Origin of the sequence: Pseudomonas fitomaticsae, from assembly GCF_021018765.1 — a bacterium.
Lineage (GTDB): Bacteria > Pseudomonadota > Gammaproteobacteria > Pseudomonadales > Pseudomonadaceae > Aquipseudomonas > Aquipseudomonas fitomaticsae.
Genome location: NZ_CP075567.1, coordinates 5,448,364 through 5,474,179, shown reverse-complemented (window position 1 = coordinate 5,474,179; position 25,816 = coordinate 5,448,364). Strand labels below are relative to the sequence as shown.

At 61.1% G+C, this 25,816-nt stretch carries 21 protein-coding genes; 6 read left to right on the top strand and 15 right to left on the bottom strand.

Annotation, left to right across the window (positions count from 1 at the left end; translation table 11 throughout):
* Positions 1 to 116: 116 nt before the first annotated feature.
* From KJY40_RS24660 to KJY40_RS24650, 3 genes are read right to left on the bottom strand one after another with little or no spacing between them, the layout of a single operon-like run.
* On the bottom strand, positions 117 to 938 hold the full coding sequence (locus KJY40_RS24660) for a peptidoglycan DD-metalloendopeptidase family protein (RefSeq protein ID WP_230733341.1): 822 nt from the start codon (positions 936 to 938) through the stop codon (positions 117 to 119).
* Positions 939 to 941: 3 nt separating this feature from the next.
* On the bottom strand, positions 942 to 2,321 hold the full coding sequence (xseA, locus tag KJY40_RS24655) for an exodeoxyribonuclease VII large subunit (protein ID WP_230733339.1): 1,380 nt from the start codon (positions 2,319 to 2,321) through the stop codon (positions 942 to 944).
* A 10-nt stretch (positions 2,322 to 2,331) separates the two neighbouring features.
* Entirely contained in the window at positions 2,332 to 3,219 is an 888-nt protein-coding gene (locus KJY40_RS24650; RefSeq protein WP_230733337.1) for a LysR family transcriptional regulator, read from the bottom strand.
* 100 nt (positions 3,220 to 3,319) lie between these two features.
* On the opposite strand from KJY40_RS24650, the gene KJY40_RS24645 reads away from it, so the two are divergent.
* The 4 genes from KJY40_RS24645 (at position 3,320) to guaA (ending at position 7,971) form a co-directional block, all read left to right on the top strand.
* Positions 3,320 to 4,087, top strand: coding sequence for a sulfite exporter TauE/SafE family protein (locus KJY40_RS24645; protein ID WP_230733335.1), 768 nt, complete (start codon positions 3,320 to 3,322; stop codon positions 4,085 to 4,087).
* A 73-nt stretch (positions 4,088 to 4,160) separates the two neighbouring features.
* Positions 4,161 to 4,709 (top strand): hypothetical protein, encoded by a 549-nt coding sequence (locus tag KJY40_RS24640; protein WP_011335799.1) that lies wholly within the window; start codon positions 4,161 to 4,163, stop codon positions 4,707 to 4,709.
* Between the two features lie 115 nt (positions 4,710 to 4,824).
* On the top strand, positions 4,825 to 6,294 hold the full coding sequence (guaB, locus tag KJY40_RS24635; RefSeq protein ID WP_085734111.1) for an IMP dehydrogenase: 1,470 nt from the start codon (positions 4,825 to 4,827) through the stop codon (positions 6,292 to 6,294).
* A 99-nt stretch (positions 6,295 to 6,393) separates the two neighbouring features.
* Entirely contained in the window at positions 6,394 to 7,971 is a 1,578-nt protein-coding gene (gene guaA / locus KJY40_RS24630; protein WP_011335797.1) for a glutamine-hydrolyzing GMP synthase, read from the top strand.
* 130 nt (positions 7,972 to 8,101) lie between these two features.
* On the opposite strand, the gene KJY40_RS24625 is transcribed toward guaA, so the two are convergent.
* Positions 8,102 to 10,174, bottom strand: a complete 2,073-nt coding sequence (locus KJY40_RS24625; protein ID WP_230733333.1) for a TerD family protein — start codon at positions 10,172 to 10,174, stop codon at positions 8,102 to 8,104.
* Positions 10,175 to 10,525: 351 nt separating this feature from the next.
* On the opposite strand from KJY40_RS24625, the gene KJY40_RS24620 reads away from it, so the two are divergent.
* Entirely contained in the window at positions 10,526 to 11,902 is a 1,377-nt protein-coding gene (locus tag KJY40_RS24620; RefSeq protein ID WP_230733332.1) for a multicopper oxidase family protein, read from the top strand.
* Positions 11,902 to 12,399, top strand: coding sequence for a tRNA adenosine(34) deaminase TadA (gene tadA, locus KJY40_RS24615; protein WP_039765748.1), 498 nt, complete (start codon positions 11,902 to 11,904; stop codon positions 12,397 to 12,399). The genes KJY40_RS24620 and tadA overlap by 1 nt, the downstream gene beginning before the upstream one ends.
* Before the next feature lie 132 nt (positions 12,400 to 12,531).
* Here tadA and cmoB read toward each other — a convergent pair whose 3' ends face one another.
* The 11 genes from cmoB to KJY40_RS24555 form a co-directional block, all read right to left on the bottom strand.
* Complete coding sequence (gene cmoB, locus KJY40_RS24610) at positions 12,532 to 13,488, bottom strand: tRNA 5-methoxyuridine(34)/uridine 5-oxyacetic acid(34) synthase CmoB (RefSeq protein ID WP_230733330.1); 957 nt, start codon at positions 13,486 to 13,488, stop codon at positions 12,532 to 12,534.
* Positions 13,485 to 14,192, bottom strand: coding sequence for a carboxy-S-adenosyl-L-methionine synthase CmoA (cmoA, locus tag KJY40_RS24605; RefSeq protein ID WP_230737755.1), 708 nt, complete (start codon positions 14,190 to 14,192; stop codon positions 13,485 to 13,487). The genes cmoB and cmoA overlap by 4 nt, the downstream gene beginning before the upstream one ends.
* 129 nt (positions 14,193 to 14,321) lie before the next feature.
* Positions 14,322 to 14,729, bottom strand: coding sequence for a hypothetical protein (locus KJY40_RS24600; RefSeq protein ID WP_230733327.1), 408 nt, complete (start codon positions 14,727 to 14,729; stop codon positions 14,322 to 14,324).
* Between the two features lie 131 nt (positions 14,730 to 14,860).
* On the bottom strand, positions 14,861 to 15,508 hold the full coding sequence (locus KJY40_RS24595) for a lysoplasmalogenase (protein WP_230733326.1): 648 nt from the start codon (positions 15,506 to 15,508) through the stop codon (positions 14,861 to 14,863).
* Between the two features lie 2 nt (positions 15,509 to 15,510).
* Positions 15,511 to 15,903 carry a protease inhibitor I42 family protein gene (locus KJY40_RS24590; protein ID WP_102688178.1) on the bottom strand — a complete coding sequence of 131 codons (393 nt, stop codon included), beginning with the start codon at positions 15,901 to 15,903 and terminating at the stop codon, positions 15,511 to 15,513.
* A 215-nt stretch (positions 15,904 to 16,118) separates the two neighbouring features.
* The gene (gene lon, locus KJY40_RS24585; RefSeq protein WP_127799742.1) at positions 16,119 to 18,542 is read right to left on the bottom strand and encodes an endopeptidase La; all 2,424 of its coding nucleotides are present in this window, start codon (positions 18,540 to 18,542) and stop codon (positions 16,119 to 16,121) included.
* A 729-nt stretch (positions 18,543 to 19,271) separates the two neighbouring features.
* Positions 19,272 to 19,640 (bottom strand): DUF6124 family protein, encoded by a 369-nt coding sequence (locus KJY40_RS24575; protein ID WP_230733324.1) that lies wholly within the window; start codon positions 19,638 to 19,640, stop codon positions 19,272 to 19,274.
* A gap of 295 nt (positions 19,641 to 19,935) precedes the next feature.
* The gene (gene mvaD, locus KJY40_RS24570) at positions 19,936 to 20,937 is read right to left on the bottom strand and encodes a diphosphomevalonate decarboxylase (protein ID WP_230733322.1); all 1,002 of its coding nucleotides are present in this window, start codon (positions 20,935 to 20,937) and stop codon (positions 19,936 to 19,938) included.
* Entirely contained in the window at positions 20,934 to 21,953 is a 1,020-nt protein-coding gene (locus tag KJY40_RS24565) for a mevalonate kinase family protein (protein WP_230733320.1), read from the bottom strand. Before KJY40_RS24565 ends, mvaD begins: the two co-directional genes overlap by 4 nt.
* A 38-nt stretch (positions 21,954 to 21,991) precedes the next feature.
* Entirely contained in the window at positions 21,992 to 23,218 is a 1,227-nt protein-coding gene (locus KJY40_RS24560; protein ID WP_230733317.1) for a hydroxymethylglutaryl-CoA reductase, read from the bottom strand.
* 169 nt (positions 23,219 to 23,387) lie between these two features.
* On the bottom strand, positions 23,388 to 25,799 hold the full coding sequence (locus tag KJY40_RS24555; RefSeq protein WP_230733316.1) for a glucose/quinate/shikimate family membrane-bound PQQ-dependent dehydrogenase: 2,412 nt from the start codon (positions 25,797 to 25,799) through the stop codon (positions 23,388 to 23,390).
* Positions 25,800 to 25,816 lie beyond the last annotated feature (17 nt).

Sequence of the window (25,816 nt, the reverse complement as noted above, 5' to 3'; positions counted from 1 at the left end):
TACCCGGAAAGCAGTTTTTTCCGAGATTTTATTCTTGATATGGCAGTAATTGTTGACGGGGATTGCGCGGACCATTCGTCGTGCGCAATCCCTGCTGGACGGACTTCAGCCTTGAATCAAGGCTGGAAAGCACCAATGAAAATCGCCGGATCGACCCGCGCATCGTTCAGGCTGACGTTCCAGTGCATGTGCGGCCCGGTCGCCCGACCTGTAGCGCCCACCTTGCCCACCACCGCACCGCGCGCCAGTTGCTGGCCGTTCTGCACATCAATCTTCGACATATGGCAAAACATGCTGATGAAGCCCTGGCCGTGGTCGACGAACACCGTGTTGCCATTGAAGAAGTAGTTGCCGATCAGGATTACCTTGCCCGCCGCCGGGGTCTTGATCGGTGTGCCGGCCGGCACCGCGAAATCCAGACCTGCGTGCGGATTGCGCTCTTCACCGTTGAAGAAGCGGCGCACGCCAAACTTGCTCGACAGAGGTCCGTTGACCGGTTTGTCCAGCAACAGGTTGCTCGGGGTATTCGGGCTGAAACTGCGGTAGGCCTTGATCTGTTCGGCCAGTTCGCCCTCGATGCGCTTCAGATTCGCCGGGTTCGGGTTGACCTGCTGGGTGTTCTTCAGGGTGATGTGCTGTTCCGGGTATTTCTTGTTGCCGACATTGAAATTGAGGTTACGGCCGCCACTGCTGATCTGCTGAACGCCGGGCTTGACGGTCAGCGGAACGCCGACAATCGCCAGCCAGTTGTTCTGTTCCTTGACCACCAGCACCGGTTTGCCCTGATACGTGGCTTTCGGCGATTGCGCAGCGGTCCCCAGGTCGACAACAGCCACGCCGCCCGGCACTGGCTTGTTCAGCTGGCGGGTGATGTAACTGTCGGCGTGGGCGTTGAAGGTCAGGCACAGCAACAGCAGCGGAGCGAGAAAACGCGGCATGGATCAGTCCAGTAAAGAAAGGGTGACGGGCGTCAGGTGATTGTCCTCGACGCGCACTTGCAGTTCGCCTTCGCCCAGCCTGGCTTTGAGGCGCTGGCCGGTGTGGGTCTGCGCGGCGTTGCGGATCGCGTTGCCGCGTTCATCCAGCAGAATGCTGTAGCCACGGCCGAGAGTCGCCAGCGGACTCACCACGTGCAGGGTCTGCATCTGGCTTTGCAACTGCAGGCGACGGCGTTTCAGGCCTTCGTTCATGGCGCGTGGCAGGCGCTCGGCGAGGCTGTCGATGCGTTGGCGCAACAGGGCCAGCTGGCGTCCCGGATGCTGCCCGGCGAGGCGGGTTTCCAGGCGGATCAGACGTTCGCGACGGGTATTGAGCTGGCGCTCGAACGCTCGGCGCATACGCATGTCCAGATCATCCAGACGCTGTGCCTGCTGGCGCAGACGCTCGCCGGGATGGCGCAACCGGCGGGTCATGCCTTCAAGGCGCAGGCGATCGCGCATCAGTCGGTCACGCATGCGCATCACCAGCCGGCGATGCAGGCTTTCGACCTGCCGGATCAGGTGGCTGGAATCCGGGGCAAGCAGTTCAGCAGCGGCGGACGGCGTCGGTGCGCGCACGTCCGCCACGAAGTCACTGATCGACACATCGGTTTCATGGCCGACCGCGCTGACGATCGGCGTCACGCAGGCATCCACCGCCCGGGCCACGGCTTCTTCGTTGAAGCACCAGAGATCTTCCAGCGAGCCGCCGCCACGGGCAAGAATCAGCGCGTCGAAGCCCCGGGCGTCCGCCAGTTTCAGGGCGCGGACGATCTGCGCGGTGGCTTCGCGGCCCTGAACGGCAGTGGGGATCAGCGTCAGTTGCACCTGCGGCGCACGGCGGCGGAACACGCTGATAATGTCGCGAATCACCGCGCCGGTCGGTGAACTGATGATGCCGATGCGCTGCGGGTGCGCCGGCAGCGGCACCTTGCGCTCGGCGCTGAACAGGCCTTCGGCGCTGAGCTTTTCCTTTAACGCATCGAAGGCCAGACGCAGCGCACCGTCACCGGCCGGCTCCACGGTGTCGAGGATCAGCTGATAGTCGCCACGCCCTTCGAACAGCGAGACCTTGCCGCGCACCTTGACCGCCAGTCCATCCTTCAGCGCCTGACGCACCCGCGCAGCATTCTGCCGGAACAGCGCGCAACGCACCTGCGCGCCGCTGTCCTTGAGCGTGAAATACACGTGGCCGGAAGCCGGGCGGGCGAGGTTGGAAATTTCGCCTTCGACCCAGATGTTGCTGAACACGTCTTCGAGCAACACCCGCGCACGGCCGTTGAGCTGGCTGACGGTCAGGACTTCGCGGTCGAGGCCGAGTCTTGCAAAGGGATCTTTAATCATGGGGCGCAGTTTAAAGGCATTCGCCGGTGAATGTCTGGAGGAAGTGTTGCACCAAAGGTGTGGGATTTTGCCGAGATGCGAGGGCGACAGTGCTCTGGCAATCGCCGGTCAGCGGCAGAAATCTCACACCGGCGGGCGCGATGTCCTGCATCGATTCCGGCAGTAGCGCGATGCCGAATCCGGCCTGGATCAACTGCAATTGCGTGGTCTTGCGTGACATCACCCGTGCAGCCAGGGGGAAGAAGCCGTGACGCATGCACAGGTCGGCGCACAAATAACTCAACCCGCCGCGCTGTGGGTGCGGGATGGAGATGAATGCTTCGTCCTTCAATTGCGCCAGATCGACTGCCTCCGCCAATGCCAGTCGATGATCCGCCGGCACGGCAAGCAGCAAGCGTTCGGTATAGAGCGGTACAACCTGAACGCCCTCGCGCTGGCGCAGCACTGGCAGGCGCAGAAGGCCGATATCGAGACGGCCCTCGGCCAGTTCTTCAAGTTGTGCCTCCGAGGAGAGCGTGCCGATGTCCAGCGAAACGCCGGGCTGCTGCTTCAGATATGCGCTCATGTCGCGCAACAGCCGGCCACTGATCGGCACGGTACTTGAGTGACACACGCGCAAAGTACCGCGCTGGCCCTGGCCGATTTCCGTGGCCAGAGTGCTGGCCTTGTTCAGTTCATTCAGCAGGTTTCTCGCTCGGGGCAGGAACGCTTCGCCAGCGGCGGTGAGCCGGGGCTGGCGCGCGGTGCGTTCGAACAGCGGCGTTTGCAGGCGGGTTTCCATGTCCTTGATCTGCCGGCTCAATGCCGATTGAGCAATGAACAGGCGCTCGGCTGCGGCACTGAAGCTGCCGCTCTCGGCGATTTCCACGAAGTAGCGCAATTGACGGGTTGAAAGCACGAGGCATGCCTTTTCGAGATAGCTTGGCGGTTTCGATGATATTAGTCGCAACCCTCGGCGCTGGCTAAAGTCATCGCAGGCTTATAAAGGAAGCGAGTGAATGAGTGTGGCGGGGTTGTTGAGCGAATGGTCGTGGGGCGCGCAGGGCTGGGTGGTGATCGGGCTGGCCATCGCGCTGGCCTACATCGTGTTCGGGATTGCAGGTTTCGGCACGGCGCTGGTGGCGGGGCCGATCCTGATTCTGTTCATGCCGCTGTCGAAAATCGTCCCGTTGCTGGTGCTGCTGGATTTCGTCGCGGCGTTTGGCAATTTGCTGCCTTCGCGGCGGGATGTGGCGAAACCGGAACTGCTGCGGCTGCTGCCGTGCATGGCGGTCGGTTGCACGCTAGGGGTGATTTTTCTCCTCAACCTCAAGTCCGATCTTTTGCTGCTGTTGATGGGGCTGTTCATCAGTGCCTATGCGATCTACAGCTTGTGGATCAAGGCGCGGCCGGCGCAGTTGTCTGCCGGGTGGGCGTTGCCGATGGGCACCGTGGGCGGGCTGTTCGGCGCGTTGTTCGGCAGTGGCGGCTTTCTTTATGCGATCTACCTCAACAGTCGACTGCCAAAAGACGCGGCGCGGGCCACGCAAAGTGCGCTGATCAGTTGCAGCACGGTGGTGCGTTTGAGCCTGTTCGCCATCGCCGGGGTGTATGCCGAGCTACCCTTGTTGATGCTTGCGCTGTGCCTGTTGCCGGCCATGGCGCTGGGCTTGTGGGTCGGGCGGCGGTTGACCATGCGCCTGTCCCGCGAGGCCTTCGTGCGGTTGGTGACCTGGCTGGTGCTGGTGAGCGGGATTGCGCTGATCGGCCGCTATTTAAGCACTTGACCGGATTTTGTCAGGGATTAAGCTGCCGGCCGCGTTCGTCGCAGAACATCCTTTGACGCAGCAGGCTTGCACCATGAACTCCCAAAGCATCATCGTCCCGAAAATCTCCAACCTGCCGGTGCACGAACCCCGGGCCCGGGCGATCCTGCGCTGGCTGGTGCGCAAGAACATCGTCAAGGAAGAGCTGAGCACCTGCGGACGTACCGGCAATCGCATGGCCTACGCCATCGCCGATGGTGCACGCGCGGTGGTGCTGCACCCCGAGGCGCTGCCGTTCGGTGAGCCGATCAATGGGCTGGAAGTCATCACCAAGCGCTGCATCTACACCCCGGCCAAGGGTTTTCTCGAAGAAGCCGGGTGCGCCGAATGCCGTCAGGAAATCGGCGAAGCGCTGTTCGAAAGCCTGGAAGACTGGATGCCGGGCCGCACCGACAACTTCACCTGTCCTGAATGCGGGCATGAAGACGACATCAACGGTTTTCTGTATTTGCAGGAATGCGGTTTTTCCAACCTCGGTTTCATCTTCAACAACTGGCTGGAGGCGGGCTTCAAGCAGAGTTTCATCGACGAATTCGCCGACTGGCTGGATCAACCGGTGAGCTGGGTCAAGGTCGAGTTGTAAGGGGCGTTTTTCCCGTACATCAGCAACATTGATATAAGACAAGTTTTACATTGAGCCCGGTAGGGTGTCTGAGTATAATGGCGCGCTTCCATTTTCCCGCTCGGGAGCCCCCGCGATGCTGCGTATCAGCCAAGAAGCTCTGACCTTCGACGACATTCTCCTAGTGCCCGGTTATTCCGAGGTGCTTCCTAACGAAGTCAGTCTGAAGACCCGCCTTACCCGTGGCATCGAGCTGAACATTCCTCTGGTTTCTGCCGCCATGGACACCGTCACCGAAGCCCGTCTGGCAATTGCCATGGCTCAGGAAGGTGGCATCGGCATTATCCACAAGAACATGACCATCGAGCAGCAAGCTGCCGAAGTTCGCAAGGTCAAGAAGTTCGAAGCCGGTGTGGTCAAGGACCCGATCACCATCGAGGCTGACGCCACGGTTCGTGATCTGTTCGAACTGACCCGCATGCACAACATTTCCGGTGTACCGGTGCTGCACGATGGCGACCTGGTCGGCATCGTCACTTCCCGTGACGTGCGTTTCGAAAGCCGTCTGGAAGCCACCGTTCGTGAAGTGATGACGCCCAAAGAGCGTCTGGTCACTGTTCGCGAAGGCGCCGACAAGAACGAAGTCCGCGAGCTGCTGCACAAGCACCGCCTGGAAAAGGTCCTGATCGTCGACGACAAGTTTGCCCTCAAAGGCATGATGACCGTCAAAGACATCGAAAAAGCCAAGGCCTACCCGCTGGCCAGCAAGGACGACCAGGGTCGTCTGCGCGTCGGCGCTGCGGTCGGTACCGGTAAAGACACCGGCGACCGCGTTGCCGCTCTGGTCAATGCCGGTGTGGACGTGGTGGTGGTCGACACCGCACACGGTCACTCCAAAGGCGTGATCGACCGCGTTCGCTGGGTCAAAGAGAATTTCCCTGAAGTGCAGGTGATCGGCGGCAACATCGCCACCGGCGCAGCCGCCAAGGCCCTGGCCGAAGCTGGCGCCGACGCGGTCAAGGTCGGTATCGGCCCAGGCTCGATCTGCACCACCCGCATCGTCGCCGGTGTCGGCGTTCCGCAAATCAGTGCCATCGCCAACGTTGCCGCTGCCCTCGAAGGCACCGGCGTTCCGTTGATCGCCGACGGCGGCATCCGTTTCTCCGGTGACCTGTCCAAGGCCATCGTGGCCGGTGCGTCCTGCGTGATGATGGGCTCGATGTTCGCCGGTACCGAAGAAGCACCGGGCGAGATCGAACTGTTCCAGGGCCGTTCGTACAAGGCTTATCGCGGCATGGGTTCGCTGGGCGCCATGTCCCAGGCTCAAGGCTCCTCCGACCGTTACTTCCAGGACTCCTCGGCAGGCGCCGAGAAACTCGTTCCGGAAGGTATCGAAGGCCGTGTTCCTTACAAGGGCACCCTGAGCGCGATCATTCACCAGTTGATGGGCGGTCTGCGTTCCTCGATGGGTTACACCGGCAGCGCCAACATCGAAGAAATGCGCACCAAGCCTGAGTTCGTGCGGATCACCGGTGCCGGCATGGCCGAATCCCACGTCCACGACGTGCAGATCACCAAGGAAGCGCCAAACTACCGCGTAGGTTGAGGCTTCAAGCAAAACGTTAAATGACCGGGGCTGTTTTATTCAGCCCCGAGTCGTTTCTGAATCAAGACTGTTTCTGAATTACTTAGACGAGACTGAATCATGGCCCTCGACATTCACGCTCACCGCATCCTGATCCTCGACTTCGGTTCGCAATACACCCAACTGATCGCCCGCCGCGTGCGCGAGATCGGTGTGTACTGCGAACTGCACCCGTTCGACATGGACGAAGATGCGATCCGCGAATTTGCGCCAAAAGGCGTGATCCTCGCCGGCGGTCCCGAGTCCGTGCACGAAGCCAACAGCCCGCGCTGCCCGCAAGCGGTGTTCGACCTGGGCGTACCGGTCTTCGGTATCTGCTACGGCATGCAGACCATGGCCGAACAACTGGGCGGCAAGGTTGAAGGCTCCGAACTGCGTGAGTTCGGTTATGCCCGCGTTGACGTGGTGGGCAAGAGCCGCCTGCTCGACGGCATCGAAGACCACATCGACGCCGACGGCCTGTTCGGCCTCGACGTGTGGATGAGCCACGGTGACAAGGTCACCAAAATGCCAAGCGATTTCCACATCCTGGCCAGCACTCCGAGCTGCCCGATCGCCGGCATGTTCAACGACGAGCGTGCTTACTACGGCGTGCAGTTCCACCCGGAAGTGACCCACACCAAGCAGGGCGGTCGCATCCTGTCGCGTTTCGTTCTCGACATCTGCGGCTGTGAAGCCCTGTGGACTCCGTCGAAGATCGCCGAAGACGCCATCGCCAACATTCGCGCACAGGTCGGTACCGACAACGTGCTGCTGGGTCTGTCCGGCGGTGTGGATTCCTCGGTGGTTGCGGCGCTGCTGCACAAGGCCATCGGTGATCAACTGACCTGCGTCTTCGTCGACAACGGCCTGCTGCGTCTGCACGAAGGCGAGCAGGTGATGGCCATGTTCGCCGAGAACATGGGCGTCAAGGTGATCCGCGCCAACGCTGAAGACCAGTTCCTGAACAACCTGGCCGGCGAAGCCGATCCAGAGAAGAAGCGCAAGATCATCGGCCGCACCTTCATCGACGTGTTCGATGCCGAATCCTGCAAGCTGGACAACATCAAGTACCTGGCTCAGGGCACCATCTACCCGGACGTGATCGAGTCGGCTGGCGCGAAAAGCGGCAAGGCCCACGTCATCAAGTCGCACCACAACGTGGGCGGCCTGCCGGAAGAGATGAACCTGAAACTGGTCGAGCCACTGCGCGAACTGTTCAAGGACGAAGTCCGTCGTCTGGGCCTGGAACTGGGCCTGCCGTACGACATGGTCTACCGTCACCCGTTCCCGGGCCCGGGCCTGGGCGTGCGGATCCTCGGCGAAGTGAAGAAGGAATACGCCGACCTGCTGCGTCGCGCCGACCACATCTTCATCGAAGAACTGCGCAAGGCCGACTGGTACCACAAGGTCAGCCAGGCCTTCGTAGTGTTCCAGCCAGTGAAATCGGTTGGCGTGGTCGGCGACGGCCGCCGTTACGCCTGGGTCGTGGCCCTGCGTGCCGTGGAAACCATCGACTTCATGACCGCACGTTGGGCACACCTGCCTTACGAACTGCTGGAAACCGTCTCCGGCCGCATCATCAATGAAATCGAAGGCATCTCCCGCGTCACTTACGACGTATCGAGCAAGCCGCCTGCAACCATTGAGTGGGAGTGATCCCGCGTCGCGCCCTCTAGCATTCAAGGTTGGATTCGCAGAGGCGCAAAAGGGGTTATAAAAAATGCCAGTCAGTTAATCTGACTGGCATTTTTGTTTTTGGCGGAAAGTGCGGAGGCGGGCGCAGGTATTAGAGGAACTGTGACCGAATCAAATCCGTATCGAACGGCGTTATTCCGTGATCAGGTGCGAACACCGCTTGTGCCTGCTGCGGCGAGGCCACTCGTTCGCCTCGTGCTCGTACGTGCAAATCGAACAATGTCTCCAGATCAGGCCGTGGTGTATGTACCAAAGCCCGTAGCATCAACGAAATCCCGCTGAGGTTGTTCCCGACATTGTTCCACCGGGGAGCTGAGGTCAATCCCAGGTCGGCCCAGATCACGCGCCGCTCCTGCAAGTCCATCACAAAGGGCAGGCAGATCTCTGTGTCGGATGCGATATCGATACGATCGAACACTGTTCGCGGCTCGAATACTTCTCCCGATGCCGTATCGGTGCGGGCCATCCAGCCAGCGAAGCATTCTGGAAGATCGCAGTACGGTTGCTGGGTGTACGAGTTGATGGAGGTGACGACATAACGGATACCTTTCTCGACGAGGACATCAAGGTCGAGGTCGATGAACTCCGAAGCCCCTTCGGGTGCGTCGACGATGTCGCCGCTGTGACAGCCGCCGTAATCTCTCAGGTTGTAGTACGCAACCGTTTCTCTGAACACGAAGTTGGCATCGAAAAATGCGGCGGACAAATCGATGTCTGTGCGTGAACGGCCGTTTTTCCACCACAGGAACAGACGAATGAAACGTGTATCAGGCATCGGCAATCGGCTGCCCCGCACCAGTGTACGCAGCGATTTCGAAGAAGAGCGTTGTGCCAGCGGTACCCTGTATTCGTGTAATTCTGGATCGATGTAACAGCGACCCAATGGCGGTAGTGTCGCAAACCGCGTTACCAGAGCGTTCTCGCAGATTCGCGCTGCACGAGCCAGCACCTCGGGTGCGAGAAGCTCTCGGTCATCCTTGATGCCATAGACTTTGGCAAATGAACCTTTCGGTGTGAACGCCCGAAGTGGCAGGGGGCGCGGCGCACGTGACTGGGCCAGCAACTGCAGCAGGACAGGCGAGGCAACTTGTGCCGCAACAGCCTCGAACGCATCGAGAACCGGCTCTGGTTCCGTCGCGCGCCGCAGGGTCGCGTCCAGCCGTCGTGCGAACTCACCGGGACGACTCTGGAGCACGGACACAAGCTCGGCAATATCACGCTGGGCGAACAGCGTTTCGACACGTGAACCAAATGAGGCGGGCGCTTCGTTGCGACGCGCTGCGGTGATGGCGGCCAGCGCTCTTGGGTATTTATCGGCGTAATCGCCCGGATGAAGCACTTCAGCCAGGCGTTTCCATCGCTCGGCTTGCCGCATCACGTCTTCTGTAGCGTTGGGTATTGGATCAAGCAGACTCAACAGCAGACGGCGCATCGAACGCTTCATCGCTTTGAAACGTGTCGTAGCGGTCGCCAGTGACACGTCTCCTCCATGCAGCGCGATCGCCAGTCGTAGCACGTCAGTCGCCGTTTCGACGTTTTGCTCCAGGAATGTATCTATCCGAGTATCGCCGGCTACATACCGGATCAGTGCGCCGCCAACCTGTGCCCGGATCTCCCGGAACGGGACGACCTCAGGCAGCAGACGGAACACATCACTTTTGTACTCGCGGATAAACCAGATGACGTCGGCCGCTTCCTCCTCGGAGAGCGAGGTGCGTGATGAAACCAGAGGCTCAAGCAGTGACTCGAACTCAGGGATGCTTCCCGGTTCGATAACCCAGGAAATGAAGTTGCCTTCAAGCAGTGGAGGTCGAGATTCTTCAGTCGCGGGTAAACGTCGAAGCGTGTGGTAATGCATGACGGCGTTGAGGTACAGCTCGGCCTCCGAGGCCGTCAGAACCTGCTCTGGAAAGTCAGGGTAAAACGGCCGGTGGTGCACATGAGCGCCACTCCTGCGCCGAAGCACTCTGACAATGTCACGCAACCAGGATTTGAGTTCTGTCGCCGACAACAGGCCGATTTGTTCAATCAGAGGCTCTGACAGTACACAGCGGAACGCCGCGATTTCCCGGACAACCGACGCGACCTGAGCGCGCGTGGCACCACCGGTGCCCATCGGGACGTGAACTTTACTGCGGCGACGCAGGAACAGCTCCTGATTCATGCTTGATTTTCTCCCTGGGTCGCCGTCGTGAGCGAGCTGCAGCGTCATGTCTACAGCCGATATGAAAACGCCTGCTGGGAGCAGGCGCGGTGTGGAGAGCGGAACCCCTAGTTCATAGGGTTTAGAAGGAAGGTGTTCCATAGCCACGCCGGCATTCTACGGAAGGTTTTCGCTTTTTGTCAGGCCGCTGTGTTTTCAACAGTAACAAGCTGCTTCGCGAGTGGAGTGAAGTGATGCCCCTGCGGCCCGTAGTCACGGCCACTTTGCTGTTTCTTTCTCATTTGCAGGTGTATCGTATTCGCCCTTTACGGGTCTGCGGGCCCGCCGCAGATACGTGAGGTAGTTGAGTTCATGTCCTTTACCCGTCGCCAAATCCTCGGTGGCCTGGCCGGTCTTGTTGTCGTTGGCGTGGGAGCGGGGGGCGCGTCGCGTTACTGGCTGGGCAAGATGGCTGATGCCGATGCGGGGCATGACTACGAGCTGATCGCCGCGCCGCTGGATGTCGAGCTGGTGCCAGGGCACAAGACCGAAGCCTGGGCGTTCGGGCCGTCGGCGCCGGGCACCGAGTTGCGCGTGCGTCAGGGCGAGTGGCTGCGGGTGCGTTTCATCAACCATCTGCCGGTCGCGACCACCATTCACTGGCACGGCATTCGCCTGCCGCTGGAGATGGACGGCGTGCCGTACGTTTCGCAATTGCCGGTGCTGCCGGGCGAATACTTCGATTACAAATTCCGTGTGCCGGATGCTGGCAGCTACTGGTATCACCCGCACGTCAGCAGCAGCGAAGAGCTCGGTCGCGGGCTGGTCGGGCCGTTGATTGTCGAGGAGCGCGAGCCGACCGGGTTCAAGTACGAAAAGACCCTGAGCCTGAAGAACTGGCACATCGACGACGAGGGCAACTTCGTCGAGTTCAGCATCCCGCGCGAAGCGGCCCGTGGCGGTACGGCGGGGCGGCTGTCGACCATCAACGGTGTGCCTTCGCCGGTGATCGAGTTGCCGGCGGGGCAGATCACCCGCGTGCGCCTGCTCAACCTCGACAACACCCTGACCTATCGCATCAACATTCCCGGCGTCGAAGCGCAGATCTATGCGCTGGACGGCAACCCGGTCGAGCCGCGCCCCTTGGGCAAGGAATACTGGCTTGGCCCGGGCATGCGCATCTGCCTGGCGATCAAGGCACCGCCGGCCGGTGAAGAACTGTCGCTGCGCAACGGCCCGGTTCGCCTCGGTACTTTACGTTCGGTGGCCAACAATGACGCGCCGACCGACTGGCCGAAGGCACTTCCGGCCAACCCGGTGGCCGAGCCTGACCTGGCCAATGCCGAGAAACTCAACTTCAATTTCGAATGGGTCGGTTCGGTGTCGGTGAATGTCGACAACGGCAAGCCGCCGAGCCTGTGGCAGATCAACGGCAAAGCCTGGGACATCACCGACAAGACCTGCGCCGACCGGCCGATCGCCAGCCTGAAACTCGGTCAGAGCTATATTTTCGAACTGAAGAACATGACCCAGTACCAGCACCCGATCCACCTGCACGGCATGAGCTTCAAGGTGATTGCTTCGAACCGGCACAAGGTCGTGCCGTATTTCACCGACACCTACCTGCTGGGCAAGAACGAGCGCGCGCAAGTGGCGCTGGTGGCGGATAACCCGGGGGTGTGGATGTTCCACTGCCACGTGATCGACCACATGGAAACCGGCCTGATGGCCGCCATCGAGGTGAAGTAATGCGCCAGATTCGCCCCGCGGCGATCATCGACCGCAGCCGTGATCGCGATTTCATGCGCGAGGCGCTGGAGCTGGCGGCACAAGGCGCGGCCCTCGGCGAAGTGCCGGTGGGTGCGGTGCTGGTGCAGGATGGCGAGATCATCGGCCGTGGTTTCAACTGCCCGATCAGCACCAGCGACCCGAGTGCTCATGCGGAAATGGTCGCGATCCGCGCCGCTGCTCAGGCTGTGAGCAACTATCGCCTGCCGGGTAGCACGCTCTACGTGACTCTGGAACCGTGCAGTATGTGCGCCGGGTTGATCGTGCACTCGCGGATTGCCCGCGTGGTGTATGGCGCGCTGGAGCCCAAGGCCGGGATTGTGCAGAGTCAGGGGCAGTTCTTCACTCAGGGCTTTCTCAACCATCGAGTGTTGTATGAAGGTGGGGTGTTGGCGGAGGAGTGTGGGGCGGTGTTGACTGAGTTTTTCCGAGCACGGCGGGCAAAACCCGCAGACTGAAGAACAACATCAAACCCTGTGGGAGCTGGCTTGCCAGCGATGGCGTCGGCACATCAAGCATTGATGTCGACTGATCCACCGTTATCGCTGGCAAGCCAGCTCCCACAGTTTTTTGCAGTGTCTGGAAGATCGTTACTTCTTCGCGACAATCACCGCCCGCATCGGCGCCGGCAACCCTTCAATCGTCTTGCTGTGATCTTCCGGATCAAGGAAATCACTCAACGACTGATACTTCATCCACTCGGTCCCACGCTGTTCGTCAACGGTGGTGGTGCTCACATCCACGCATTTCACATCCGTGAAACCCGCACGACGCAGCCACAATTCCAGCGCCGGCACCGACGGCAAAAACCACACATTACGCATCTGCGCATAACGGTCTTCTGGCACCAACACCTGATGCTTGTCACCTTCGACCACCAGCGTCTCCAGCACCAGTTCGCCACCCTTCACCAGGCAATCCTTCAGCGCCAGCAAATGCTCGATCGGCGAGCGGCGGTGATAGAACACACCCATGGAAAACACCGTGTCGAAACCCTCCAGGTTCGGCGGCAGGTCTTCGAACGGGAACGGCAGGTGCCAGGCATTCGGCTCTGACAGAAAACGTTGCACCGCCTGGAATTGGCAGAAGAACAGCCAGTTCGGATCGACGCCGATCACGCTGTCGGCGCCGGCACCGAGCATGCGCCACATGTAGTAGCCGTTGCCGCAACCGACATCGAGGATGCGTTTGCCCTTCAGATCCAGATGCGGCGAGACCCGCGACCACTTCCAGTCCGAGCGCCACTCGGTGTCGACGTGCACGCCGAACAGATCGAACGGCCCTTTGCGCCACGGCGACAGGCCCATCAGTGCGGTGCGCATTTGTGCGCGGGTTTCGTCGTCGCAATCGGTGTCGAGTTTCAGGCCGTCGAGCAGGTCGACTTCGGTCGGCTGGATCTTCGGCAAGGCGTCCAGCGCACTTTGCCAGCGCTCCAGATCGCCGTGACCTTTCTCCATTTTCTTGTCGAGCTGCACTTGCAGGGTGTTGGCCCATTCGGCCAGCGGCGTGCCGGCCAGACGGCGGGCGAGGGGGGACAGATCAATCATGGCAAGGCAATCAACGAGGCAAAGTTAAGACACTGGAACCACGGCACGACTTTCGAGAACCCGGCGGCCAGCAGGCGCTCGCGGTGTTCTTCGAGGCTATCGGGCTTCATGACGTTTTCGATGGCGCTGCGCTTCTGGGCGATTTCCAGTTCGCTGTAGCCGTTGGCGCGTTTGAACGCGACGTGCAGATCGGTCAGCAGCGCGTGTTCTTCGGCATCGTTGAAGCGCAGCTTTTCCGACAGAATCAGCGCCCCGCCCGGCAGCAACGATTGGCGGATGCGCGATAGCAGCGCCGTGCGCTGATCCGGTGCGATGAATTGCAGGGTGAAGTTCAGCGCCACCACCGAGGCCGGTTTGAAATCGAGGGCGAGGATGTCGCCTTCGATCACCTCGACCGGCAGCAACTCCTGGAACATCGAATCCTGACCGTTGAGGTACTCGCGGCAGCGCTCGACCATCGCCGTCGAGTTATCCACCGCGATCACCCGGCAACCGTCGGTGCGCACATGGCGCCGCAGGGCCTGGGTCACGGCACCCAGCGAGGCGCCCAAGTCATAGAGCACGCTGTTTGGCTGAGCGAACTGCGCCGCAAGCACGCCAAGGTTCTCGACGATGGTCGGGTAACCCGGCACCGAACGCTTGATCATGTCCGGGAACACCCGCACCACGTCTTCGTTGAAGGCGAAGTCAGGCACCTGGGCCATCGGCTGGGCGAAAATGCGATCGGGTTCTTTGCTCACGGCGGTTCCGGCGGTATCGATGAAAAGGCCGGCATTTTAGCCAAACTGGCGCGCAGATGCGCGGGTTGTCTGATAAACCGTGGACAGGTGTACTCAGGAGTAGTGGATATTGAAATCTCCATTACCCGTGATGCCGATACCGGAACCTTGGGAGTCAATTTCATCTGCCTTGAATTGATACTGACCAACAATGTGGCGGTTCGTGTGATCCGCATTGATATCAAGGGTCAGTGATTTCACCAGGTACTTGGTATTGACCCAGTCCGATACGGCTTCCACGAACTTCACTTCCGGCGAATTCAAGTCATAGCGGCCGCTGGTGATGGATTTCGCGAGATGGAATTCCATGCGTTTGACTTGTTGTTCCCATTCTTCCCGTTCTCCCGTGATTCTGGTGTGGTCCGATTCTTCGAACGCAGAGACGTGTTGGAAGTCGACAGGTTTGTTGTTATCAATGGCCAGGCTGAAGGTTCCGGCGGACTTGGGAGTTGGGTTACTCATGCTGAATGTCTCGATGGTGCGACAAACCACCATGGTTGGCCGCTTCGAGCAACTGTATGTTTTTCAGGCTTGCAATCTAACTGTCAGAAATGACAGTTTTTGATTCGATTTGGTAATCGATTTCGAAACGGTTATAGCGATTTTTCGGCTTTTTCTACGTGAAACGCCGACGCGGCAATCCCCCACTGCCCCAGCCAGTAACTGAGGATGATGATGTAGGGCGCCGCGTTGAACGGTGAGACAAACCGGTTGATGCCGATCACGCTGTCGGAGAACACGAACGCCACCGCGCCGCCCGCCGTCAGCAGTGCCGAACGTTGTGGTACGCCGCTGCCGAGTCGGGCCAGGGCGCGCCAGAGCATGGCGCTGATGGCGGTGCCGTAGACGATCACCGGCACGGTCAACGGCCCGAGTCCGCTAGAGATCAGGATGCCCAACAGCACAGCGCCGACGCCGAGCGCCAGGATCAGCGGCAGCAGGGCCAGGCGCCGGCAATCGCTGAGGTAAGCCTTGAGATACGCCAGATGTGCGACCAGAAACGCGCCCAGACCGAAGACGAACAAATCCCCCGGCCACGCCAGCAGCACATCGCCGATCAAAGAGAAAATCAGACCGAGGCTGATCCAGCGGCGATAGTCACTCGGCGGCGCATCGTGCAACCAGCCCAGCAACGCCAGCACCGGCAGCGGTTTGACCAACAGGCAAAGCAACGCCGCGTGGGTGCTGACGCCATAGAGAAAGGTCACGGCGCCCATCAGCGCGAGGATCAGCCAGCCCACGATCAGTTCACCGAAATGGCGCAGTCAAAGGTTTCAACCGGCAACACTTCCGGTGCCCACGGTTGCTGCGAGGTCAGGCGCAGGCGACCGGTGCCGGTGGCGAAGGCCTGGAAGCGCCAGGTCGAGAGACCAGCCGCGCCGACCACACCGGCATCTTCCGGATTGCTGTAGACCTCGGGGCTGAGGGCGCGCAATACGCCGCCGGCGGAATCCTGGATGGCCCAGCGGTAGCCGGTGGTGGGGTTGCTCGGGAGCATGACGATCAGGTTTTGCCCGTTGGTCAGCCGCACCGGGCATTCGCTCTGTTTTTCCACGGTCACGTTGGTTTTCGGTTGCGTGGCGCAGGCGGCCAGCAGGGCGAGGGACAGGGGGACAAACAGGCGAAGGGGGGACATGGATTCAGTGGCTCCGGCGTTGGCGACGAACGGCGAGCATAACTGAAGATGAGACAAAGTGTGACAGTGCGGGAGTTGGTGCTGTGCTGGCTGACGCCATCGCTGGCAAGCCAGCTTCCACAGGTTTCTCGGTTGAACACAAGATTCGTGAGCACCATTGAACTTGTGGGAGCTGGCTTGCCAGCGAAGGCGGCAGTGCAGGCACTACATCATTGTCAGAAAAGCACCTTCGCCACATCCGCAAACTTCTTGGCGAAATGCACGGTGATGCCTTCCTTCAAGTAATCCGGCAGCTCTTCGAAATTCCCCCGATTCGCCTCCGGAAGAATCAACTCGAAAATCTTCTGCCGCCGCGCCGCAATCACCTTCTCGCGCACCCCGCCAATCGGCAGCACATGCCCGGTCAGCGTCAATTCACCGGTCATCGCCACGCCTTTTTTCGGCGCCTGATTACGGGCGAGCGAGAGCAGGGCGCTGGCCATGGTCACGCCGGCGCTCGGGCCGTCTTTCGGTGTCGCACCTTCCGGCACGTGCAGGTGGACGAAAGCCTCGTCGAAGAATTTCGGATCGCCACCGAAGGATTTGAGGTGCGAGCTGACGTAGCTGTAGGCGATCTCCGCCGACTCCTTCATCACATCGCCCAGTTGCCCGGTGAGTTTGAAACCACGATTGAACGTGTGAATCCGCGTGGCCTCAATCGGCAAGGTCGCGCCGCCCATGCTGGTCCACGCCAGACCGGTAATCACACCAGTGCCGGACAACACTTGCTCGTTGCGGAACACCGGATGACCAAGGGACGCTTCGAGGTCTTTCGGGCCGATCTTGATCACCGCTTTCGGATCGTCGATCAGCTTCATCACCGCTTTGCGCACCAGTTTGCCCATCTGTTTTTCCAGCTGGCGCACGCCGGCTTCACGGGCGTAACCGTCGATCAAGGCTTTGAGCGCGGTGTCGCTGATGCTCAGGCTGCCCTTGGACACGCCGGCCTTTTCCAGCAGTTTCGGCCACAGGTGACGCTTGGCGATGGCGACTTTTTCTTCGGTGATGTAGCCCGACAGGCGAATCACTTCCATCCGGTCCAGCAACGGGCCGGGAATCGAATCCAGGGTGTTGGCGGTGCAGACGAACAGGACTTTCGACAGGTCCATCCGCAGGTCCAGATAGTGGTCGAGGAATTCGACGTTCTGTTCCGGGTCGAGGGTTTCGAGCAGCGCCGAGGCCGGGTCGCCCTGGTAGCTCTGGCCCATCTTGTCGATCTCGTCGAGCATGATCACCGGGTTCATCACTTCGACGTCTTTCAACGCCTGCACGAGTTTGCCCGGTTGCGCGCCGATGTAGGTGCGGCGGTGGCCTTTGATCTCGGCTTCGTCGCGCATGCCGCCGAGGCTGAAGCGGTAGAACGGCCGGCCGAGGGATTCAGCGATGGACTTGCCGACGCTGGTTTTACCCACGCCCGGCGGGCCGACCAGCAGCACGATGGAACCGCTGATTTCGCCTTTATAAGCACCGACCGCGAGGAATTCGAGGATCCGGTCCTTGATGTCGTCGAGGCCCGCGTGGTGTTTGTCGAGCACCTTGCGCGCGTGCTTGAGGTCGAGTTTGTCCTCGCCGTACACGCCCCACGGCACCGAGGTCGCCCAGTCGAGGTAGTTGCGGGTGACCGCGTATTCCGGCGATCCGGTTTCGAGGATCGACAGCTTGTTCATCTCTTCTTCGAGGCGTTTCTGCACCTGCGTCGGCAGGACTTTGCCTTCCAGGCGCTGCTCGAACTGTTCGAGGTCGGCGCTGCGGTCGTCCTTGGTCAGGCCGAGTTCCTGCTGGATGACCTTGAGCTGTTCCTTGAGGAAGAACTCGCGCTGGTGCTCGCCGATCTTGCGGTTCACTTCGGCGGAGATTTCTTTTTGCAGGCGCGCGACTTCGACTTCCTTGCGCAGCATCGGCAGGACTTTTTCCATGCGCTTGAGCATGGGGACGCAATCGAGCACTTCCTGCAATTCAGGGCCGGTGGCGGAGGTCAGCGCGGCGGCGAAGTCGGTCAGCGGCGACGGATCGTTGGGGCTGAAGCGGTTGAGGTAGTTCTTCAGCTCTTCGCTGTACAGCGGGTTGAGCGGCAGCAGTTCCTTGATCGCGTTGATCAGCGCCATGCCGTAGGCCTTGACCTCGTCGGTCGGCTCGGTGGGCTGGTGCGGGTATTCGACTTCAACCAGATACGGCGGGCGGTGGTGTTTGAGCCAGGTTTTGATGCGCACGCGGCTCAGGCCTTGGGCGACGAATTGCAGTTTGCCGTTTTCGCGGCTGGCGTGGTGCACCTTGACCAGGGTGCCGTATTGCGGCAACGCCTTGGTGTCGAAGTGGCGCGGGTCTTCCTGGGGGGTGTCCATGAAGAACAGGGCCAGGGAGTGGTGTTCGGATTTGCTGACCAGTTCGAGGGTTTCGGCCCAGGGTTCTTCGTTGACGATGACCGGCAGGACCTGGGCCGGGAAGAACGGGCGGTTGTGGATCGGGATGATGTAGACCTTGTCCGGCAGGTTCTGGCCGGGCAGGGCGAGGCCTTTGCCTGGGACGTGGTGTTCGATGTGTTCGGCGTCGGTTTCGGTGATGTCGTCGGGGTTCTCGGGGAATTCTTGCTGGTCGCTCATGGGGCACCTGCGCAATTGGGTATGGCTGTTAGATGGGGCAGGGTTTGGGTGGTTTCAATGGGGTGGGGTGTTTCTGCTTGTGTGTTCAGGGTTTTGACAGGGTTTTGGGCTTGGCGGCCTTTGGGCCGGCCATGCTCCTGGGTTTCGGGTGAATATCCGTTTCTGCGGGTGTTGCCGCTGGCGGTTTCGCCCTTACGGCGAGGCACTTTTTTCAAACGCCAAAAAAGTACCCAAAAAGGCTCGTCCCGGCGTTCGGCCCTCGCAGGCTCGGGTTCCTTCGCTCCGGCGTCCCTCCGGGGGCATCGACTTCGTCGATGAGTTCGGCTTCGCCAAACGGCGCTGCGCGCCAATCCCCGGATGAACACCTCCACTCAGCCTTCCGAAGGGACGGGTGGATCAAGATCAAGAGCTTTGTCGAGCTAACGCTCATCCTTTTGAGTGGTTGAGGCGTGGGGATGCGGGCAGAAGGTCGTGGTGGTGGTGGTGGTGGTGGTGGTGGTGGTGGTGGTGGTGGTGGTGGTGGTGGTGGTGGTGGTGGTGGAAGAGGGGAGCCAATTGGGTTTTAAAACCTGAGTTCGACTCGGTTTTTCACGTCGGCGTACCTCTCCCAGACAACGCGGTCAGTCCCCTCTCCCTCCGGGCGGTCCGACGTTTCGGGAGGGCTAGGGTGAGGGCAGCGTCCTGACTGACCCACCACAAGCCTGACTCCCGCAGAGACCTCATCCGCATTTATCCCGGATATCGAGTGACCTCGACGTTATCCAGCACCCGATTCACCGCCAGTTCCGCCAGCATGATCACCTGCTGAATTCCCAGGATCCGATGCCGCTGCGGGGTATCGACAAAAGCTGCTACATCACTGGCCATGACACTGGCGGTGGCCAAAGACTCACAGGCATGAGCCAGCAGCGTTTCGTCGTCCATGTCCGGGGAGACCTGGAACATCTTGCTCGGTCGGCGACCGGGGCATTTTTTTGGAATGGGATTGAAGTGGTGGTCGAGGGCGCGTTCGGCGGCGTCGTGGAGTTTCTTTGAATCGGCGGATTCGTAGGGCGAGGTGTCGTCGGTTTCGGGTGGATTCGGTGTTGGTTTTTTCATGATGGAACTCCATTCGGGATGTGGAGTTCGCCGCTCACTGCGACCAAGCAATAGGGTGGCGAACCGTACGCAGGTTGGTCGACCAGGGAATGGATACCCGGCAGGGCCGTTAGCCCTCCCACGCACAGTCCGCCATTAAGCATGCTGAAAAGTGCGCCATTCTAAACCCGGACGACCAAGCCCGTTCGCTGAATTTGCAGCGACCCCCAAAGCCTATCCACCCCGTTTCCTAGGGACAACCGACGCGACTTGTCGGAATCGTCCCCAAAAACACCCCGTCTGTAGGACGCAAGTTTCAATACAGATGCTGCTCCAGCCGCCGGGGGCCGTCGCCCGCTCTATCGAGTATCCAGCGCTGGATGTCAGGCAGTTTGCGCAGCGCGGCAAACACCTTTGGGGAATGTTGCGGCGTGCAGAGCACGTGCACGTTGGGCCCTGCGTCGAGGGTGGCGCAGACGTCCAGGCCTTCACGACGCAACTGGCGGACCTGTTCCAGCACGGCCAGGGTCGCCGGGCGCCAGTAGAAAACCGGTGGCTGTGAAGTCATGGCGATCAGATGCAGTTCGACGGCTTCGCGTTCCACGGCGTCGGCCAATCGGGTGAAGTCGCGTTCGAGAATGGCGCGGCGCACTTGTTCCAGGCGGTCCGGCAGCAGAGTCAGGCGGGTCGGATAAAACTCGCTGCTGTTGGCGAGCAGGTGACCCTGGCGAGAGCTGACGGTTTTGTGTCGGGCGTCGACCACGGCGATCAGGTCGTGCAGTGGCCAGTGGCGTGCGGGGGCGATTTGCAGGGCTGGTCCCGAGAGTAGCCGCGCATTGCCGGGCCATTGCACAAAACCACCGGTTACCGAGCGCGCCGCTGAGCCGGAGCCGGACAGGCGCGTCAGATCGCTGAGGGCGGGATGCGTCAGCGAGTGTCCGCGATACAGGGCAAATGCTGTCGTTAGAGCGCTGAAACCGGCTGCCGACGAGGCGATGCCGGCGCCGGTCGGGAAGCTGTTGGTGGTGGCGATGCGTAGCGGTTGCCAGTGATCGAAGTGTTCGCGCAAGGCTTGCAGGTGATGTTCGATCCCGGCCCGCAGGGCGGGATCGGCCGGCACCAGCGCACCGCGTGAGGTTTTCCACAGAATTTCATCGGTCGTGCCATTGGCCAGCGGGGCCAGTGTGCAGAGGCTGACGCAACGGCTCAGGGTCATCGAAAGCGAGGCGTTGTTGGGCAGTGTGTTCTGCGCATCGCGCATGCCCCAGTATTTGATCAGTGCAATGTTGGCGGGGGAGGAGACGCTGGTGCGATTCATGAGCGGCGGATCTCGAGGCCTGCCACCGCGAGAGGGGCGTCGATTCGCCGGTACTGCGAAAGCTCTGGTACATCTTCTGCGTCCATCACCAGCAGCGCGCCGGCCTGGTGACCGGTCAGGGCGCCGGCACCGCAGATTTTTGCTGCCCCTCCTGCGTTTTCAATCGAGCGAATCAACCGGGCGACGGCGGCGGGGACGACGCCCAGTTTTTCCAGATCGGCCTGATAGTCGCGTATCACCGCACGAAGGGTTTCCGGCATTGGTCGCGATTGTTGAAGCAGCGAACAGAAGCGCTCGGTATTGCGTTGCATGCTGGCCAGCAACGGATTGTGGGCGCCTTCGAGCCGGTATCGGGTAGCGGCAATGACCTGGCCGGTGTTCTCGCGGGCGGTTCCGGTGTTGAAGAGACGCATGTTGGCGAGCGGCAGGATCATAGGGCTGTCGGGTAGCGTGCGCAGATTGAACTGGCCCTTCGCGTCACGCCGGCCTTCGACAACCGAGCCCCGCAGGCTGGTGTTGTGGTCGATGCCCGAAGGTTCGCCGTGCTGAAAGCGTTCTACCGACAGGGCCAACTGTTCGAGCGGGCAATCGGTTTCTGTCAGCCGGAACAACTGCGACAGTGCCGCCATCAGCGTGACTGCCAGTGCGCCGGAGCTGCCGAAACCGGCACCGCTCGGAATCTGCGATTGCACCCGCAGGCTAAAGCCCTGCCAGTCTGGCGGTGCGAGTCGGAGCAGGATTTCACCGATGGCGCATTTGATCAGGTGGTCGGGGGCACTGGCGCGGAGTTGCGCATAACTCCAGGCGCTGGGGGCGCGCCGATAATATTCCCAGGCCAGACGCACATGGCTGACATAGTCCGCCAGCTGTTCGGGGGCATAGCTGTGCTGGAATGAAAGGTCGGGTAGTTGAACGTCGATTTGCCGATGCTCGTGCGGGGATAACCACACGTTGCAGTAAAGCCCCACGGCACAGGCGATTGCCGGACATCCATGCAGCGCGGCATGTTCACCCATCAGGATCACTTTGCCGGGGGCTCGGGCATGGATCACGGTCAGCGCCCCAACCGTTGATGGGCCGAAACCAGTTGGTGCGAGGCCTGGGCAGCCATGATCGACAGCTCTCCGGCGAGTACCAGGGCGCCGAGTATTTCTGCCAGCCGTCGGGTATCGACACCGGGCTTCTTGCTGCCCGGGACGATGCCCATCAGGGCCAGGGCTTCGCGCTGGGTACACAGTCCGGTGCCGCCGCCGACCGTTCCCAGCGGTACGTCGGGCATCATGATCGACGCGTAAACGGCGTCATGATCACAGGCTTCGATGCAGGTGATGCCCGTGGCACTTTCCGCCACTTGAGCGACGTCCTGACCGGTGGCGATGAAGAACGCGGCGAGCAGGTTGGCATGATGAGCATTGCCACCGAAGGTGCCGGCCATGACTGAACCCAGCAGATTTTTGCGGTACTGCAGCTCGCAAAGTGCCTTGGCGTCGGTTTTCAGAATGTCGCGCAGTATGTCTTGGCTCAGACGGACTTCGGCGTGGATCCGATAGCCACGCCCGTTGAGGAAGTTGACCATCGCAGGCTTTTTATCGGTGCAGTAATTGCCAGAAATGCTGATGCAGGGGACGCCTGTCTCGGGGCTTATCAATTGGCGGATGACCCGGTCGCAGGCAATGGTTGCCATGTTCATGCCCATGGCATCGGCGGTGTGGAAGCGAAAGCGCAGATAGATCGAAGTACCGACGACGGCGGGCACGATGTCCTGCAACTGCAGGTGTTGACTGTCCTGTTCGCAGAGTTGCCGGATTTGTGCAAAGTGCTCGCGGACCCAGCTCAGAAAGATCTGAGTCTGCTCGATGCCGCTGGAGCGAAACACCGGCGCACGGGTAATGCCCACCTCTTCGACCCGAACCACTGCGCCGCCGGCGGCGTGCAATGCCCGGCAGCCACGGGAGGTGCTGGCGACCAGTGCGCCTTCGGAGGTGGCCATGGGAACGTAGACGGGTTCCTGGGCAGTGATGGCCTGGCCTTTGACGAGCAATGGGCCGGCGACGCCCAGCGGAATCTGGATGGAGCCGATCCGGTTCTCGCAATGGGCCGGCTGCGGTTCGCGGGTGTAATCGCCAATGCTGCGCAGCGAGGCGCCACTGATGTGTTGCAAGGCTTCACGGCGAATCAGGGCGGCTTCGTTGTGATCAAGATCGGCGGGCAACTGGTGAAAGCGGGTCTGCCCTTTGGTCAGCGCTTCGATCCAGTGGTTGCCAAAGCGCGTATCTGACATGGAAGGCTCCGTGATTCAACCGCTGCGTGAGGTTGATGATCGGAGTAAACGGGCAGGACGGCGCCTGTCAAAGTTGACAGTCTTTTATATCGATTGGCGATTGGCGCCCACAAAAAAAGGCGACCCCCCCCTCACAGGGCGTCGCCTTTCTCTTTACCGCCGCTAAAACTTATTCCGGCAGTTTGTACGCAATCACATAGTCACCCATCTTGGTGCCCAGCGAGCCGTGACCACCCACCACGAGCAGGACGTATTGCTTGCCGTCCTTGCCGGTGTAGGTCATCGGGGTCGCTTGGCCGCCGGCAGGCAGACGCGATTTCCACAGTTCTTTACCGGTGTTCACGTCGTAGGCGCGCAGGTACTGGTCGAGGGTGCCGCTGAGGAAGCCGACGCCGCCAGCGGTGACGATCGAGCCGCCCATGCTTGGTACGCCCAGGGTGAAGCCGATCGGGATTGGCGAGCTGTCGCGGCTGGTGCCGTTTTTGCGTTTCCAGACGACTTTGCCGGTGGTCAGGTCGATACCGGCGACGTAGCCCCAGGCCGGGGCCTGGCACGGTACGCCCAGTGGCGACATGAACGGGTGCATGATCACCGCGTAGGGCGCGCCAGTGTTTGGCTGCACGCCAGCGGTTTCGCTCTCGCGTTTGCTGCCGGCGGCGACTTTTTCGCGTGGCACCATTTTCGAGACGAAGGCCATGTAGTTCGGGCTGGTGAACAGCATCTGGCGAACCGGGTCGACCGAGACGCCGCCCCAGTTGAACACGCCGACGTTACCCGGGTAGATCAGGCTGCCCTGTTCCGACGGAGGCGTGTATTGGCCTTCGTAGCGCAGTTCCTTGAACTGGATGCGGCACAGCATCTGGTCGAACGGGCTGGCTCCCCACATGGCTTTTTCGGTCAGTTCCGGGGCCAGCAGGTTCAGGTCCGAGCGGGCCTGGGTCGGGGCGGTGTGGTCGCCTTTCACGGCGCCTTGCGGAACCGGGATCTCGCGGATCGGGATGATCGGCGTGCCGTCACGACGGTCGAGGACGTACAGGCTGCCCTGTTTGGTCGGGGCGATCAGCGCAGGTTTGATGCCATCGGCGGTTTTCATGTCCAGCAGGGTTGGCTGGCTGCCGACGTCCATGTCCCACAGGTCGTGGTGGGTGAACTGGTAGTTCCAGCGCACTTTACCGGTGCCCAGGTCGAGGGCGACGACGCCGGCGCTGAATTTCTCGGCGCCCGGGGTGCGATCAGCGCCCCATTGGTCTGGAGTCTGGTTGCCCAGTGGCAGGTAGACCATGCCGAGTTTTTCATCGACGCTGGCCAGCGACCACATGTTGGCCGAGTTGCGGCTGTAGATCTGGCCCGGGGCCAAAGGCTCGGTGGCGTCCGGCTTGTCGCTGTCCCAGTTCCATACCAGGTGACCGTCGCGCACGTCGAAGGCGCGGATCACGCCCGATGGCTCGTTGGTCGATTCGTTGTCGGTGACGTGACCGCCCATGATCACCAGATCACGCGTGATCGCGGCTGGCGAGGTGGAGTAATAACCACCGGCGGTGAACGGGCCGATGCCTTGGGTCAGGTCGACCACACCGTTGGTGCCGAAGCCTTCGCAGATCTTGCCGGTGTCGGCGTTCAGTGCGATCAGGCGGGCATCGGCGGTCGGCAGGTACAGGCGACGCGGGCAGGCCTGGGCGACGGCTTTGCCGGCCTCTGAGATGACGGCGGACGCAGCGGTTGCAGACTTGGCGTAAGCGGCTTCGTCGTAGTACGACACGCCACGGCAGGTCATGTGGGCGAAGCCCTTGAAGCCGACCGGGCTCTTGATCTGCGGGTCGAAGCGCCACAGTTCCTTGCCGGTGTCCGGGTCCAGCGCCAGCACCTTGCTGTGGGCGGTGCAGGCGTAGAGCATGCCGTTGGCTTTCAGCGGAGTGTTTTCGTTGGTCAGTTCCACCGGGTCATCGGCAGTCGGCAGGTCGCCGGTCTGGATGCGCCAGGCTTCTTGCAGCTTGCCGACGTTGGCCGGAGTGATCTGCTTCAGAGGCGAGTAGCGGTCACCGAATTCGGTGCGGCCGTAGGCCTGCCAGTCGCCGTCCGGCATTTGCGGGGCGGTGCTGGTGGTGTCGGCGGTGTCGCGACCCAGCTCACCGAAGGTTTCGCCCGGGTGGGTGAACAGGCTGGCCAGGGCGGTGAGGCCGGCCAGTACCACGGCTACGGTCAGACCCCCGGTGCCCATCGGCGCAGGGCCTGCGAGCAGCAGCGGACGACGGAACCACGGCAGCAGCATCACAAAACCGAGGACAAACCACAGCGCCAGACGCGGCACCAGTTGCCACCAGTCCAGGCCGACTTCCCACAGCGCCCAGACGGTGCTGGCGAACAGCACGATGGCGTACAGGCCCAATGCTGCGCGACGGCGCATCAGCATCAGAATGCCGGTCAGCGTGATGCCGATACCGGCCAGCAGGTAATACAGCGAGCCGCCGAGCGTACTCAGCTTGATTCCCCCGGCCAGCATGGCCAGGCCCATCAGCAGAAGCAGAATGCCGAGCAGGTTCGGCAGAAGACGGCTTCGACTCGAAGCACCTTCAGTGCTCATAGTGTGGTTCTCCGTGA

Excerpts from the sequence above, each read along its gene's own strand:
- KJY40_RS24660 (WP_230733341.1), bottom strand. The coding sequence starts at position 938 with ATGCCGCGTTTTCTCGCTCCGCTGCTGTTGCTGTGCCTGACCTTCAAC.
- KJY40_RS24590 (WP_102688178.1), bottom strand. The coding sequence starts at position 15,903 with ATGTCCCCCCTTCGCCTGTTTGTCCCCCTGTCCCTCGCCCTGCTGGCC.
- mvaD (WP_230733322.1), bottom strand. The coding sequence starts at position 20,937 with ATGAATCGCACCAGCGTCTCCTCCCCCGCCAACATTGCACTGATCAAA.
- KJY40_RS24645 (WP_230733335.1), top strand. The coding sequence starts at position 3,320 with ATGAGTGTGGCGGGGTTGTTGAGCGAATGGTCGTGGGGCGCGCAGGGC.
- KJY40_RS24565 (WP_230733320.1), bottom strand. The coding sequence starts at position 21,953 with ATGGGTGAACATGCCGCGCTGCATGGATGTCCGGCAATCGCCTGTGCC.
- KJY40_RS24600 (WP_230733327.1), bottom strand. The coding sequence starts at position 14,729 with ATGAGTAACCCAACTCCCAAGTCCGCCGGAACCTTCAGCCTGGCCATT.
- tadA (WP_039765748.1), top strand. The coding sequence starts at position 11,902 with ATGCGCCAGATTCGCCCCGCGGCGATCATCGACCGCAGCCGTGATCGC.
- KJY40_RS24620 (WP_230733332.1), top strand. The coding sequence starts at position 10,526 with ATGTCCTTTACCCGTCGCCAAATCCTCGGTGGCCTGGCCGGTCTTGTT.
- xseA (WP_230733339.1), bottom strand. The coding sequence starts at position 2,321 with ATGATTAAAGATCCCTTTGCAAGACTCGGCCTCGACCGCGAAGTCCTG.
- KJY40_RS24555 (WP_230733316.1), bottom strand. The coding sequence starts at position 25,799 with ATGAGCACTGAAGGTGCTTCGAGTCGAAGCCGTCTTCTGCCGAACCTG.
- cmoB (WP_230733330.1), bottom strand. The coding sequence starts at position 13,488 with ATGATTGATCTGTCCCCCCTCGCCCGCCGTCTGGCCGGCACGCCGCTG.
- guaA (WP_011335797.1), top strand. The coding sequence starts at position 6,394 with ATGGCCCTCGACATTCACGCTCACCGCATCCTGATCCTCGACTTCGGT.
- KJY40_RS24575 (WP_230733324.1), bottom strand. The coding sequence starts at position 19,640 with ATGAAAAAACCAACACCGAATCCACCCGAAACCGACGACACCTCGCCC.
- cmoA (WP_230737755.1), bottom strand. The coding sequence starts at position 14,192 with ATGGCCCAGGTGCCTGACTTCGCCTTCAACGAAGACGTGGTGCGGGTG.
- lon (WP_127799742.1), bottom strand. The coding sequence starts at position 18,542 with ATGAGCGACCAGCAAGAATTCCCCGAGAACCCCGACGACATCACCGAA.
- KJY40_RS24560 (WP_230733317.1), bottom strand. The coding sequence starts at position 23,218 with ATGTCAGATACGCGCTTTGGCAACCACTGGATCGAAGCGCTGACCAAA.
- guaB (WP_085734111.1), top strand. The coding sequence starts at position 4,825 with ATGCTGCGTATCAGCCAAGAAGCTCTGACCTTCGACGACATTCTCCTA.
- KJY40_RS24640 (WP_011335799.1), top strand. The coding sequence starts at position 4,161 with ATGAACTCCCAAAGCATCATCGTCCCGAAAATCTCCAACCTGCCGGTG.
- KJY40_RS24625 (WP_230733333.1), bottom strand. The coding sequence starts at position 10,174 with ATGAATCAGGAGCTGTTCCTGCGTCGCCGCAGTAAAGTTCACGTCCCG.